This is a genomic window from Ruegeria sp. S84 (assembly GCF_056583445.1).
In genome coordinates this window covers 865397-879575 of sequence record NZ_CM152618.1, presented here as the reverse complement: position 1 = coordinate 879575, position 14179 = coordinate 865397, and the positions used below count along the sequence as shown (strand labels likewise).

General features: G+C 58.3%; 14 protein-coding genes. 3 read left to right on the top strand and 11 right to left on the bottom strand.

Annotation, left to right across the window (positions count from 1 at the left end; all coding sequences use genetic code 11):
- Window positions 1-18 precede the first annotated feature (18 nt).
- Window positions 19-1146, bottom strand: a complete 1128-nt coding sequence (locus tag AC1DFB_RS04490) for an aminotransferase class V-fold PLP-dependent enzyme (RefSeq protein WP_480922204.1) — start codon at window positions 1144-1146, stop codon at window positions 19-21.
- Window positions 1147-1378: 232 nt separating this feature from the next.
- On the opposite strand from AC1DFB_RS04490, the gene AC1DFB_RS04485 reads away from it, so the two are divergent.
- Entirely contained in the window at window positions 1379-2080 is a 702-nt protein-coding gene (locus AC1DFB_RS04485; RefSeq protein ID WP_170393483.1) for a GntR family transcriptional regulator, read from the top strand.
- Here AC1DFB_RS04485 and AC1DFB_RS04480 read toward each other — a convergent pair.
- A complete protein-coding gene (locus AC1DFB_RS04480; RefSeq protein WP_170393485.1) occupies window positions 2077-2535 on the bottom strand; it encodes an Lrp/AsnC family transcriptional regulator in 459 nt (152 codons plus the stop codon). The two genes, AC1DFB_RS04485 and AC1DFB_RS04480, sit on opposite strands and share 4 nt — an antisense overlap.
- Window positions 2532-2987, bottom strand: coding sequence for an Lrp/AsnC family transcriptional regulator (locus AC1DFB_RS04475; protein ID WP_170393487.1), 456 nt, complete (start codon window positions 2985-2987; stop codon window positions 2532-2534). The genes AC1DFB_RS04480 and AC1DFB_RS04475 overlap by 4 nt, the downstream gene beginning before the upstream one ends.
- Before the next feature lie 131 nt (window positions 2988-3118).
- On the opposite strand from AC1DFB_RS04475, the gene ilvC reads away from it, so the two are divergent.
- A complete protein-coding gene (ilvC, locus tag AC1DFB_RS04470; protein ID WP_170393489.1) occupies window positions 3119-4141 on the top strand; it encodes a ketol-acid reductoisomerase in 1023 nt (340 codons plus the stop codon).
- Window positions 4142-4186: 45 nt separating this feature from the next.
- Here the strand turns inward: ilvC and AC1DFB_RS04465 are convergent, their stop codons facing one another.
- A complete protein-coding gene (locus AC1DFB_RS04465; protein ID WP_170801222.1) occupies window positions 4187-4642 on the bottom strand; it encodes an SRPBCC family protein in 456 nt (151 codons plus the stop codon).
- Window positions 4639-4884 (bottom strand): ArsR/SmtB family transcription factor, encoded by a 246-nt coding sequence (locus AC1DFB_RS04460; RefSeq protein WP_480922203.1) that lies wholly within the window; start codon window positions 4882-4884, stop codon window positions 4639-4641. Before AC1DFB_RS04460 ends, AC1DFB_RS04465 begins: the two co-directional genes overlap by 4 nt.
- A 142-nt stretch (window positions 4885-5026) precedes the next feature.
- On the opposite strand from AC1DFB_RS04460, the gene AC1DFB_RS04455 reads away from it, so the two are divergent.
- On the top strand, window positions 5027-5929 hold the full coding sequence (locus AC1DFB_RS04455; protein WP_480922202.1) for a DMT family transporter: 903 nt from the start codon (window positions 5027-5029) through the stop codon (window positions 5927-5929).
- On the opposite strand, the gene glmM is transcribed toward AC1DFB_RS04455, so the two are convergent.
- From glmM to AC1DFB_RS04425, 6 genes are all read right to left on the bottom strand, one after another.
- Window positions 5926-7269: a phosphoglucosamine mutase gene (gene glmM, locus AC1DFB_RS04450; protein WP_170393497.1), complete on the bottom strand. Its 1344-nt coding sequence runs from the start codon at window positions 7267-7269 to the stop codon at window positions 5926-5928. The genes AC1DFB_RS04455 and glmM overlap by 4 nt on opposite strands.
- Window positions 7270-7302: 33 nt before the next feature.
- Window positions 7303-8301: a dihydropteroate synthase gene (gene folP, locus AC1DFB_RS04445; RefSeq protein ID WP_480569188.1), complete on the bottom strand. Its 999-nt coding sequence runs from the start codon at window positions 8299-8301 to the stop codon at window positions 7303-7305.
- Window positions 8298-9218 (bottom strand): dihydroneopterin aldolase, encoded by a 921-nt coding sequence (locus AC1DFB_RS04440; RefSeq protein WP_480922201.1) that lies wholly within the window; start codon window positions 9216-9218, stop codon window positions 8298-8300. The genes folP and AC1DFB_RS04440 overlap by 4 nt, the downstream gene beginning before the upstream one ends.
- Before the next feature lie 105 nt (window positions 9219-9323).
- Window positions 9324-10697 (bottom strand): multicopper oxidase family protein, encoded by a 1374-nt coding sequence (locus AC1DFB_RS04435; protein WP_170421085.1) that lies wholly within the window; start codon window positions 10695-10697, stop codon window positions 9324-9326.
- A 73-nt stretch (window positions 10698-10770) separates the two neighbouring features.
- Window positions 10771-11409, bottom strand: coding sequence for a cell wall hydrolase (locus AC1DFB_RS04430; protein WP_170635555.1), 639 nt, complete (start codon window positions 11407-11409; stop codon window positions 10771-10773).
- Window positions 11410-11595: 186 nt separating this feature from the next.
- Window positions 11596-14157: a putative PEP-binding protein gene (locus tag AC1DFB_RS04425; protein WP_480922200.1), complete on the bottom strand. Its 2562-nt coding sequence runs from the start codon at window positions 14155-14157 to the stop codon at window positions 11596-11598.
- Window positions 14158-14179: the final 22 nt, after the last annotated feature.

Sequence of the window (14179 nt, the reverse complement as noted above, 5' to 3'; positions counted from 1 at the left end):
CTTCTGCCCGCCACGCTATTACAGCACCTGATCCAGAACCCGTTTCAGGCGCGCAATCGTGTCGTCAACATCATACAGCTTGTCCAAGCCAAACAGGCCGAGACGGAAGGTGCTGAATCCTTCGGGTTCGTCACATTGCAGCGGCACGCCCGCTGCGATCTGCATGCCCAGGGCCGCGAACTTCTTGCCGTTCTGCACTTCGGGGTCTGCTGTATAGCTGACCACCACACCCGGCGCGCCGAACCCTTCGGCGGCAACCGACGTGACACCCTTGTCCTTCAGGTAGGCCCGGACGCCATCACCTAGCGCCCATTGCGCTGCGCGCAGCTTTTCGAAGCCGTACGCGCGCGTCTCGGCCATTGTGTCGCGGAAGGAAAGCAGAGAATCCGTCGGCATGGTGGCGTGATAGGCATGACCGCCATTCTCGTAGGCCTGCATGATCTGGCGCCATTTCTTCAAATCTATCGCAAAGCTATCGGATGAGGTTTCTGCCAGCCGCGCCTCGGCGCGTTCGGATAGCATGACAAGACCGGCGCATGGCGTTGCGCTCCACCCCTTCTGCGGAGCCGAGATCAGCACATCCACTCCGGTGGCCTTCATATCGACCCAGGCACAGCCCGAGGCGATGCAGTCCAGCACCATCAACGCCCCTACCTCATGCGCAGCAGCGGCCATCGCTGTCACATAATCATCAGGCAGAATCACTCCGGCCGAGGTCTCAACATGCGGCGCGAAGACAATACCCGGTCGTTTCTCATGGATTGTCGCCACAACTTCATCAATCGGGGCCGGAGCAAAAGGTGACGGGCTGGAATTGCCGGTTTCGCGCGCTTTGAGAACGGTGGTCGACGATGTCAGATCACCTGACTCGATGATCTGGCTCCACCGATATGAAAACCACCCATTGCGTACGACAAGCACATCAGCACCCCGCGCAAACTGTCGCGCGACGGCTTCCATCCCATAGGTGCCTCCGCCGGGAATGACCGCAACGCCTTCAGCATTGTAAACTTCACGCAGCATTGCCGAAATATCGCGCATGACTTGCTGAAAACTTGCAGACATATGGTTCAGAGAACGGTCGGTAAAAACCACCGAGAACTCCTCCAGCCCGCCCGGGTCAACAGTATTCAGTAGTGCCGGCATGACGCATCCTTTCTATTGGGTCCTTTTTGTTCTGCCTTGTCTTGCGCGCTCGGTAAAGCGTCAAACGCGGCCTGAAGTTGACCCAAAGTAACCCACAGCCAAAAATTTCATTTTGAGTTTTTACATGCCACAATTAGCAGAAATGACGCCAACCAGAGTCAGGTCCCCTTTACACCCTAGCGTGTTTCTGAACAGATACACACACTTTGAACAAGAACGGATAATTTTACTCGTGACTGCGCAAAAGCGGATTAGTTTTCAAGTCGTTCGAGACGAGGTAAAGCGGCGGATTGAATCCCGCATATGGCCTCAGGGCTCGCTTTTACCCACCGAAACCCAATTAGCGGAAGAGTTCAATTGTGCCCGCGCCACGGTGAACCGGGCGCTGAGGGAGCTCGCTGAACAGGGCTTTGTCGAGCGCAAGCGCAAAAGCGGAACGCGGGTCAAGAAAGAACCACGCAAACAAGCCAAGCTTGAAATTTCACTTGCGAGACAAGCGGTTGAGAACCAAAACTCAGCCTATCGCTATGCTCTGGTGGAACGGAACGTGGTCTACAGCCCCGGCTGGCTGACCTCGCAACTGAATGTCGAACCGGACGCGCGCGTTCTGCACGTGATCTGCATGCACTATGCAGACAACCGCCCCTTCCAGCTTGAAGAACGCTGGATCAATATCGAAGCCGTGCCCGAGGTCGAGCAAGCCGACCTCAACAAAAGTGGCCCACACGAATGGTTGTTGAATGCTGCCCCGTTCACCGAAGCTGAAATCGCCTTTTGCGCGATCTCGGCGGACAATCGTCTAGCTGATTTCATGGGCACGACCACTGGCACTTCGATGATTCAGCTGGAACGGACCACGTGGAAGGACGGGCAACCGATGACTTTCGCCCGCATGACCCATCATCCGGGGTTCCGCATCCGCACTAAATACTAACCGATCGGCCCGGGCAGGCGTTCTTCGCTCAGCAGTACATTGGCTTCGACCTCTCCGGCCCCTGGTAAGGTCATCACCCTTCGGCGCAGAACCCGTTCGAAATCTGCCAGATCCCGCGCCACGACGCGCAAGCGATAATCATAAAGACCCAGCACATGCTCAACCGTCTGTACCTCGGGAATGGCGCTGACGGCGCGCTCGAAATCTTCAAGGCTGACCTGCCCTTTTCGCGCAAGTTTCACGCCGAGAAAGACGGTCACTCCAAAACCCAGGGCCTCGGCATTCAGACGCAGCCGCCGCCCCTTGATCACGCCTGCTTCTTCCAGTCGACGAATACGCCGCCAGGTCGCAGGCTGCGATAAGCCAAAGCGGCGCCCCAGAGCCCCCGCGCTTTGGGTCGCGTCCTGCACCAGCGCGCGCAGAATTCTGCGGTCGATCTCATCCAGTTCGATCATACCGGCAGCACCTCGTCCCGCTTGACCCGTGCGATATGCATAAGGGCTTCGATATCGGCGATATGCGGTAGGGTCAGAATGCGATCGCGATAGACCTGTTGATAATGCGCCATATCTCGCGCCAACACCGATAGGCGCACATCCACCCGGCCAAGGAAGGTCTGGATCTCGATCACCTCGGCCACGTTCCGCGCCGCCGCCGTGAATTCGTCGAACGCCCGTGCCTGCGTCTTGTCCAGCGTTATCCGCAAAGAGACCTCGACCGCATAGCCCAAGGCGGCCCAGTCGATAACGGCTTCCTGCCCCTCGATCACTCCTGCCGCCTGCATTTTTTCGATCCGGCGCCAGCAGACGCCCGAAGTGATGCGGCATCGCTCAGCCAATTCTGCCGTTGTCAGGCTTGGCTCGGCCTGGAAGTGGCGCAGTATACGTCGATCAACATCATCAAGCATGATTTTTTCACATTTTGTTCAATAGAAGAATTATTCTTCATCTATTTGTCAAATACTCAACCCAAACCCTATCGCCAATAGCAATCACGCAAGATAGAAGCACATCAATCGAAACTGAAAGGACCGGCGAAATGCGCGTCTATTACGATCGCGATTGCGACATCAACCTGATCAAAGACAAAAAAGTGGCGATTCTGGGCTACGGCTCGCAAGGCCACGCCCACGCGCTGAACCTGCGCGACTCAGGCGCCAAGAACCTGGTCATCGCCCTGCGCGAAGGCTCCCCCTCGGCCAAGAAAGCCGAAGCGGAAGGCCTGCAGGTGATGGGCATCGCCGAAGCCGCAGCCTGGTGCGACGTCATCATGTTCACCATGCCTGACGAACTGCAGGCTGAGACGTACAAGAAATACGTCCACGACAACATCAAGCCAGGTGCGGCCATCGCGTTCGCCCACGGCCTGAACGTCCATTTTGGCCTGATCGAGCCGAAAGAAGGCGTTGACGTGATCATGATGGCCCCCAAAGGCCCCGGTCACACCGTGCGCGGCGAATACACCAAAGGCGGCGGCGTTCCTTGCCTCGTCGCGGTCGACAACGACGCGACCGGCAAAGCGCTGGAAATCGGCCTGTCCTACTGCTCGGCCATCGGTGGCGGCCGTTCGGGCATCATCGAAACCAACTTCCGCGAGGAATGCGAAACCGACCTGTTCGGTGAGCAGGCCGTACTGTGCGGCGGTCTGGTTGAACTGATCCGCTGCGGCTTTGAAACGCTGGTTGAGGCCGGCTACGCGCCCGAAATGGCATATTTCGAGTGTCTGCACGAAGTGAAGCTGATCGTTGACCTGATCTATGAAGGTGGCATCGCCAACATGGATTACTCGATCTCGAACACGGCTGAATATGGCCAGTACGTCACCGGCCCGCGTATTTTGAAATACGACGAGACCAAAGCGCGTATGAAAGAGGTTCTGAACGACATCCAGCAGGGTAAATTCGTCCGTGACTTCATGCTGGAGAACGCTGTAGGCCAACCGACCATCAAAGCGTCGCGCCGTGCGAACGATGAGCACATGATCGAGGAAACCGGTGCAAAACTGCGCGCCATGATGCCCTGGATCTCGGCTGGTAAAATGGTCGACAAAGAAAAGAACTAAGTCTGACAAATGTCAGCGAAAGGGCGGCCCCGGTGGCCGCCCTTTTCATTTGGTGACAGCATTTGCGTAGCATTCGCCCAGAACATAATCCCAGCCACTGTCGTAACCGGTGCGTTTGTCCGACGCCTCAGATGCCCAGACTTCCCAGCCCGAATGGGTCAGAGTGACCGTGGTATGCCCGGCTCCGTGGGCTGCGAACCGGACCTCAACCCGCGTGGGGCGGTCGGTGTTGGTGCCAGGGTGCCAGCTGAAGGCCAAGCGAGCCCCCTGCTCGAAGATCAACACCTTGCCCCAATCAGCGCGGGTGCCATCGAACATGGTTTCATAAACCGCACCGCCGACATGAGGTTCGATCACAACTGCCAGCGCAGGCTTGCCTTGCGCCGCTGAGACAGCGTGCCCATCCAATGGCCACCATTTGGCGATGCGATTTACAAAAATGTCAAAGGCGCGCTCGGGCGTTGCGTTCACAACAATGGTCTTGATGATTGGTTCGATCACGCATCTCGTCCTTCGTTTACCTCGGCGGCGAAACTCTCCAACACGTCCGACCAGTATTGCTCGAGCCAGGCGCGCAGGTCTGCCAGCCCCTCGGGTCGGGCGGCATAGATGCGGCGCGTTCCCTCGGCCCGGCAAACGACAAGCCCGGCACCGGACAAGACCTTCAAATGTTGCGAGACCGCCGGGCGGCTTACGGGCAAATCCGCAGCCAGATCACCAACCGCCCTGGGGCGCTTGGTCACCGCCTCAAAAACCTGACGACGGGTCAGAATCCCCTAAAGCCGAAAGCACTTCTGCGTAAGCCATAACTTACGGTAAGTAATAGCTTACCTAATGTCAATATCAGCGCGTGACACCGTCAGATTCGCGGGATAAGTGGATGGAATGGTTCAACAACCGACAAAACAGGATTGGAGCGGTGTTTTCACGCTGGGCCTCATCTGGGGCGGGACGTTCATGGTGGTTGCCATGGCGCTGGAAGGCTATGGACCGGTCACCGTGGCGACGTCGCGCACCACATTGGGTGCCGTTATGCTGCTGGTGCTGATGCGCCTTACCGGACGGCGTATTCCGAGTTTGACACCAGCCCTTTTGAGTTCGATTTTCTTCATCGGCATTCTGTCGACGGCGGTTCCCTTCATGCTGTTAAGCTGGGGGCAACAATTTGTCCCTTCGGCCTTTGCGGGTCTGTCCATGGCGGCGATTCCGCTGATGGTTCTGCCGCTGGCACATTTCTTTTCGGATGAGCCTATGAACCTACGGCGTCTGGTCGGCGTTTGCCTTGGCTTCACTGGCGCGCTTGTGTTGATCGGGCCCGGTCTGGCGCAATTGGGTCAGGGTACGCAGCCACTGGCGCAAATGGCCTGCGTCACGGCAGCCTTGTGCTACGCCAGTTCGTCGATCCTGACCCGCCGCTGCCCTCCGATTGAACCGATGGCTCTGGCAGCCCTGACGCTGCTGGTTGGCGCAGTACTATTGATACCTATCATGCTGCTAACCGAGGGGCTTCCCTCGTGGCAGGGAACGCGCCCCAGTCTGGCCCTGATCGTTCTGGGCCTTGTCCCCACAGCCTTCGCCACCCTGCTGCGAGTATCCATCACCCGCAGCGCCGGGTCCGTCTTTCTGACGCTGGTGAACTATCAGGTGCCCGTTTGGTCGATGGTGTTCGGGGCCTGGATTCTATCCGAAGCCCTGCCACTGCGGTTCTATATCGCGCTTGCCATGATCCTAACCGGGCTGGCAATCAGCCAGTGGTTCACTCTACAGAAAATGCTACTGGGGCGTTAACCCGTCGCCGCCTCAACCTCGGATACGATCCCATCGACCACTTGGGTCAGCAGTGCGGCATCCTCGCATTCCGCCATCACCCGGATCAGAGGTTCCGTGCCCGATTTGCGGATCAGCAAACGCCCCTGCCCATTCAGACGCGCCTCGGCCTCGGAAATCGCGCTTTTGACGCTGGCCGCTTCCAGCGGGGCCTGCCCCGCGCTAAAGCGCACATTCTTCAGCAATTGCGGCACCGTCTCAAACTGGCGCGATAGGTCCGAGGCTTTCTTGCCGGATTGCACCATCTCTGCCAGAAAATGCAGCCCCGCCATTAGACCGTCGCCGGTTGTGGCATAATCGCTCATCACGATGTGACCTGACTGTTCGCCACCAAGATTGAAACCACCCTCGCGCATCCGTTCAACCACATAGCGGTCGCCAACGGCAGTCCGCTCCAGACGCAGCCCCTGCCCGGCCAGGTGCCGCTCCAACCCGAGGTTCGACATCACAGTGGCCACCAAGGCGCCGCCTTTCAACTGATCCGCGCGGGACCACGCGGTCGCCAACAGGGCCATCAACTGATCCCCATCGGCGACAGCGCCAGTTTCGTCGATCACAACGACGCGGTCGGCATCCCCATCCAGACAGATACCTACATCGGCGCCATGTGAAACCACGGTTTCGGCCGCAACACGAGGCTGGGTTGAGCCACATCCGAGATTGATGTTCTTGCCGTTCGGCGCGATGCCGACCGGGATCACATCTGCTCCCAACTCCCAAAGAACTTCCGGCGCAGTACGGTGCGCGGCACCGTTGGCGCAGTCGATCACGACCTTCAGCCCATCCAAGCGCAGATTGCGCGGCAGCGATGATTTCACGCGCTCGCCATAACGGAACCGCGCATCGTCAACCCGACGCGCACGACCAATATTCTGCGCCTGTGCGGGGCTTACGCCTTCTTCGATCAGCCGCTCGATCTCAATCTCGGCCTGATCGGAAAGCTTGAATCCGTCCGGCCCAAAGAACTTAATTCCGTTGTCGATCGCGGGATTGTGGCTAGCCGAAATCATCACGCCTAGATCAGCGCGCATCGAGCGGGTCATCAACCCCACCGCAGGCGTCGGCACCGGCCCCAGCAGCAGCACGTTCATACCGGTCGAGGTCAAACCTGCCGTCAACGCATTTTCCAGCATATAGCCCGACAGCCGCGTATCCTTGCCAATAACAACACGGTGTACGCCCGAGGCATCGCGGCGGAAATACCGCCCCACAGCCGCGCCAATCCGCAAAGCCATTTCCGCCGTCATAGGGTGCGTGTTGGCGGTGCCCCGCACCCCGTCGGTTCCAAACAGCTTGCGCATAAGTCGGTCTCCTGAAAATTCCTTTTGCCCGGATTACCGGACGGCGGCCCATAGACGCAAGGCCTGAGCCGTCTCGGCCACGTCATGTACCCGTACAATCTGCACACCCTGTGATATTCCCGCCAGAGCAACCGCGATTGACCCCGGCGCGCGGGCATCCTTGCGCGGCTCTTTGCCGACCTGACCAATAAATCCCTTGCGCGAAACGCCCAGAAGGATTGGACAGCCAAGCCCGTGAAACAGGCTGAGATTGCGCAGAAGCGTCAGGTTGTGGTCCAGATTCTTGCCAAACCCGATGCCCGGATCGATGACAATCAGATCGCGGCTGAGCCCCAGTCCTTCTAGATGCGCGATTTGCCCCTCAAGGAAATCGTAAACATCCAGCAGAACATTGTCATAGTGCGGGTCATCCTGCATCGTGGTCGGATCACCCTGCATATGCATCACACAAACCGGAGCCTCAATCTGCGCGCAAAATGGTGCAAGTTTAGGATCGAAGGTAAATCCCGACACATCGTTGATCAGTCCCGCACCTGCCAGATGAGCCGCCTTGGCAACACCGGTCTTGCGAGTATCGATCGAGATCAACACATCTGTCTCGCCCCGAATTGCCTCAATCAAAGGGCGTGTGCGGGCAATCTCTTCGTCTTCAGGCACAAAATCAGCGCCCGGGCGCGTGGATTCGCCGCCAATGTCCAGAATACTTGCACCATGCGCTACCATGTCGGCGGCAGCGGTCCGAGCGGCCTCGACCGAGTTATGCAGCCCCCCATCCGAGAAGCTATCCGGCGTGGCATTCAGAATGCCCATGATCTGCGTTCGTGCCATATCAAGTCCGGCAATCGCTGGACGCGCGCAGGTCAGACGATCCAGCTGTTCCTTTGGGATTTCAACGGCATCGACGATCTGGGTGCTTTGCCCGCGCTCAATCCGTTCGGCCTGTGAGAACCACAGCACCTGCCCTGCTAGTGGTACCGCCCCGTCGACGCGCGTGCTCCCATGCTGGACCAATGGGCGGTAATAGACGGTCACAGTTGCGCCTGCTGCAACGGAACTGCGCGCAATGGCGTTTTGGGGGCTTCGGGCAGGTCTCCGCCAATAACCAGCATCTCGCTGGCTTCAAAGGTTGCTGCGAACCAAGCAGCCAGCGCCACCGCGTCAGACGGCGCGGCTGAGGGGCCATCGACCGCATCCAGAACAATTTTGGAGGGTGCCCAAACACAAATCTGGCCGTTTTTCATCGCCCAATCCAACTCGGTCCGCGTTGAAACGACCACGCAACGGTGATCGCGCGCAGCCAGAACCCAGGCGTTCTGTTCAATTGCCAACAGATCTATCCGGCGTTGGGTCATTGCGTGACCCGTCTGCGGCACATCCAGATCAGACGCCCCAACACACAGGATCAGCGGGCGCTGGCGATTCTCAAGCTGGTCGATCCAGCCGGTTAGATTACCTGATGAAATCGCTGCATTCGACAGAAAGACCAACCGTGGATGTGGCCGCTCTTCTTCGGTCACATCATGATGTACCGCATCCTTGCCGCGCACGATCTCGACGCCAAGCGCGCCAGGTCCACGATCCAGTTTTTCAATGCGAACAAAGGCTCTTACAGCCTGAGGCTCAAGCAGAATACGTTCCGCCACGCGATCTGCCAGTGTCTCGAGCAAATTTAGTCGCTCAGCAGCCAGCTCGAACGCAATCGCTTCGGTTACACGGTCGTAAGACAGAATACGATCCACGTCATCATCGATGGGGTCTGTCAGCGGACGCACCTCGACCACGATGTTAAAGCAGATCCGTTGCGTGGTACCGCGTTCGGCCTGAAACGCCCCGATCTCGACCTCAACGATGTGATCGCGCAGCGAAATGCGGTCCAGCGCACCGCGCGCGGCGGTAGCCTCGGACCGTTCGGACGGGTGCGCAAAGGCAAGACGGATTTCAGAGCTCATGCGGCGGACCTTTTCGGGCTCGGTGGACTGATGATCAGCCCACTTTAGGCGTTTCGCGGGCGTATAGCATCGCAGCAAACGCCTTTCCAGCTACGGAATGCGGCGTTACGTGACCCGGAACCAGCTCATCATACCCGATGCCGCATGGCCAAGCATGTGACAATGCAACAGCCAGTTGCCCGGATTGTCAGCTACCAACGCTACCTGCCGCACCTGCCCTCGCTCGACTAGAACAGTGTCGCGCCACGGCCCTAGTGTACCGTCCTGCAGGATAATGCGAAAATGGTGTCCATGCAGATGCATCGCATGTGGAAACGCCGTTTCATTTGCGAATTCAATCCGATGAACTGATCCCAATCGCGCATCCAGAAACGGATCATCTGGCCGCTCTGCATATCCGTTCAAAGCCCAGAATCGTCCAAGCTGAGCCAACTCGCGCCCCGACAGCTCGGAATTGCCCAATTTGGCGCTCTCCAGCCAGCGCATTGCACCCCCCTGCATCGTCATACGATGCAGAGGTGTATTCTGCAGTTCAATTTCGGGCATTCGGTTTGCTGGCAACGGTCTAACTTTTGCATCAGCAATACGCGATGCTACTCCGAACACATCAAATTTGACGAGTCCGTAAGCGCCATCCCGTTCTACACTCACAATACTTGCCGTCTGGCCGGATTCCGCTGAAACATCAACGATCAAGTCAACCCGCTGCGCAGGCGCCAAAGGAAAACTGCTCTCAACTCGCAATGGAACCTCAAGCGGCATACCGTCAAGCGCAACAATCCAGCCAGCAAGCCCGTCGAGCGCTACGTCGAATACCCGGGCATTCGCGGCATTGATCACCCGCAATCGCAATCGTTCAGACGCCTGCACCGGATAAGAAGGGTCAAACTCTCCGTTCACCGTAACAATGTTGCCCAGCCGACCCGCATGGCTCAGATCATGACCATTGTCGAAATCGCTGGATATCTTTGCGCTCTCGGTGTCAAGGCGCCAATCGTCCAGCATTAAGGTCAGGTCCTGATCAACATCGGGTCCGCTGGCTTCTTCGACGATCAAAGGGCCATAAAGCCCACGCGCGACCTGCTCCATCGATTGGTTGTGCGCATGATACCAATAGGTTCCCGCATCCGGCACCACGAAATCATATTCAAAGCTGGAATCTGGCTGCACAACTTCCTGCGTCAGGCCGGGCACTCCATCCATCGCATTGTCGATCCGGATGCCATGCCAGTGAACGGTCGTTGGTTGCGGCAGCATGTTTACAAGCTTGCGGCGTACTCGAGCACCCTGCGGAACACGGATTTCCGCGCCCGGAACACCGCCGCCATAACTCCAGACCGGAGTTTCCGGATATCCCTGGGGCGCGATCTGCTGGAGGGAAGTCTGTGCCACCAGTTCGGTGGCAGATGCCATCGCCACGCGTGGTATCATCGACAAGGCCAGGGTCGATTGCAGAAACTGTCGGCGTGTTATGGTCATTGCGAGCCTCCTGGCTCGCAACATAGTTGGTAAAACGCCTGTTGCCAGCACCCTTCCAGCGCTGGTGCGTCAATCAGTTGCTGGCCGTGCGATAATTGTGCTTGTAGAAGATATGCACGCCAATACGCGCCGTTTCTTTATAAACGCGGGACCAGGACGGGCGCACTGCCTTGGTGTGGTAGTGCGTGGCACCTGCGGTCATCTCTTCAGCTACACCATCGATTGCGGCACGGGCGACTTTCGAAACGCGATCATAAGCACGTTTTTCGTTGATAATCTCTTTCTGCCCGTCACAGGTGTAGGTGAACTGGCACTGATATTTCTTGCCCGTTCCTTGCTTGATCACACCGCACAACGAATTCGGAAAGCGACCGCTTTCAACCCGGTTCAGGATAACCTCGGCCACTGCAAACTGACCGCGTACGCTTTCACCGCGAGCCTCGAAATACAGCGCTTCGGCAAGACAACGGAAATTTTCATCTCCGGTCGCCTTTGGCTGCTGGTCCAGCCAGGCTTTGGTGTAGGAGATTTCGACTTTTTCCGGCGCCTTACGCGGCTTAAACAGTTTCAGGTAATCGCGGAAGCTTTGTGCTGGCAACTCGTTACGTGTGACCAACTCAACAGATTTTGTATCGCCTTGCCTATCGGCAAAGGACAAACTCGGTAGCAAGGCTGCGGCCCCCACGGCAACAGCCACTATGTAGCGTCTCATCAGATAACCTCGCACAGGCACAAACGCGCCATACCCTCCCCCGGCGGGCGCGACGAGGCTAATACCCCAGACGAAGCGAGACGTCCAGTTCTGAAAAAAATGCAAGAGAAAAACCGCTCACGCCGCCAATTATTATCGACAGCGGAACGTTTCTTACGCCACTATTTCTAGGTAGGAGACAGTTAGTCAACCCCCAAGTTTGGACGAAATCGCCAGTTGAGCGGCAGACAGCCGAGCGACAGGAACCCGGAAAGGGGAACAGGACACATAGTCGAATCCAAGTGACCGGCAGATTGCGATTGATTCGGGGTTACCACCATGTTCGCCACAGACAGAAAGCGTAACGTCTGGTTGGGCTTGACGCCCGCGCTCGGCCCCCAGCTTCAGCAATTCACCTACCCCATCTGCATCCAGAACGTGAAATGGATCTTCGCCAAACACGCCTTGGCGGACATATGCCGACATGAACCGCCCCGCGTCATCGCGCGACAATCCGTAGGTCATCTGGGTCAGGTCGTTTGTTCCAAAGCTTAGGAAAGCGGAATGTGGCGCAATCTCATTCGCGCGCAGACAGGCCCGAGGCGTTTCCACCATCACTCCCAATCGATAGTCGAACTCCTGCCCCTGCTCCGAGGCAACCTCGGCCGCAACAGTATCGATGCGTGTTTTGACCAGTTCAACCTCGCGCTTGGCCGAGACCAGCGGGATCATGACCTCGGGCACGACAGGGGCACCTTCTTTACTGGCCTCAACCGTCGCCTCGAAGATCGCGCGCGCCTGCATGTCGTAGATTTCCGGCACGGTGACACCCAGACGAACCCCGCGCAATCCCAGCATCGGATTGTACTCGCTCATCGCCTCGACCCGACGTTCGACATCCGAGATCGGCAAATCCAGCGCCTCAGCCAGCTCGCGCTGACCAGTGCGCGTAGTGGGCAGAAACTCGTGCAAGGGCGGATCGAACAGGCGGATGCAGACCGGCTGCCCCTCCATAATCCGGAACAACTGCACAAAATCCTGCCGTTGCATCGGCAGCAACCGTTCCAGCACAGCGGCACGTCCAGACGGGGTCTGCGCAAAGATCATTTCGCGCATAACGGTCAGGCGGCCAGGATCGAAGAACATGTGTTCCGTTCGGCACAACCCGATCCCTTCTGCTTTGAAGTTTCGCGCAGTTTGCGCGTCAGCGGGTGTATCGGCGTTGGCGCGGATAGCGATGTCCCTCTCGGCATCGGCCCAGCTCATCAGGGTCTGAAAGCAATCATCCAGCGCCGCTTCAAGCATCTCGGGTTGTCCGGCCAGAACCTGACCCGAAGTCCCATCGATGGTCAGAATATCGCCTGTCTTGAACACACGCCCATCCGGTGCGCTTAGCAGCTTTTTCTTGGTCTGGAATCGCATCTCGGACGCGCCGACGATACACGGCAGACCCAGACCTCGGCCAATCACCGCCGCATGGCTGGTGATCCCGCCCTTTTCGGTCAAAACAGCTACTGCGGCATGCATTCCGCGCACATCTTCGGGCGAGGTTTCACGGCGCACAAGAATACAGGGCTCCCCCCGCGCGGCGCTGGCCTGCGCTTCGGCAGCCGTAAAGACAATTCGACCGGTCGCTGCACCGGGGCTGGCCGCGATGGCTGTGGTCAGCACATCACGCTCGGCCTCAGGATGGACCTGCCGGTGCAGAAGTTCATTCAGCGAATGCGGGTCGATCCGCATCACGGCCTCTTGCGGCGGAATGATCCCGTCTTCGGCCAAGCGCACCGCGATCCGCATCCCGGCCCGCGACCCGCGCGGAACCCGCACGCCGTCCAGAATATGCACCTTGCCGTTCTGCACCACGAATTCGACCTGCATCTCTTCGCGCAGCTTCTCGCGCATTAACGCTGCGTGGGCCTTGAGATCGGCAAAAGCCTCGGGCGCCACATCCTCCAGCGATTGGCCACGCTCGTCCTTTTCCAGATATAACGCAGCGACACCTTCTCCTAGCGCATCGCGCCCCTGGCTTTGGCTCAGATAGCGGCCCGTGATTTGGGGCATACCTGTCGCGGGGTCAATCAGTTGCAACACGCCTGAACCGCATTCCCCCTGTCCGACGCCCGGGATCATCTCTTGAATCACCAGCCCCAAACCGGCATCCGCAGGTGCGCCCTTGGCCTGCCGCAGCAGCCGGGCCGACGTGCCATCCCAGGCACGCGCCATCGAACGCAGAACACCAATCAGTTGCTCTCCTCGATCTTGCGGGAAGGCCTCGTCGGTTTCATCTTCATACGCCCGTAGGGACAAGCTCAGCCCTTCGCGCCCATCCGCATCGATGGTATCGAATACGTCAGGGTCCAGGCGCGCAATATGGAGCGCATAGCTCTGCACAAACCGCAGATAAAGCGCCGCCGCTGCATCCGCCCCCATTTCCGCAGACCGATCTAGATATCGGGCATCGTTCATGCCGATATTCAGCACCGCCCCCGGTCCACCCCAGTCAGGATCTTCCGAACTGGGCCGCACACACAGCAATGACTCGGCGTCGAACTGTTCCAGAATGGCCGCGATATCGGGAATGTCACCCTTGGCAATTCGCTGCACCGCGTCAAAAGACAGCGCCACGGTCCGCGGCACCGGCATATCTAGCCGAACCAGTCGTTGCAGGCATTTCGCCCTGCCACCATGGGTATTGGCGGCAACAGGCGCTTTTGAAGTGATAAGCGTGGTATGCGGATTATTCTGCACTGCGGCACCTTTTGATTTCACCGCAGCATAAGCCCCTGCGCCC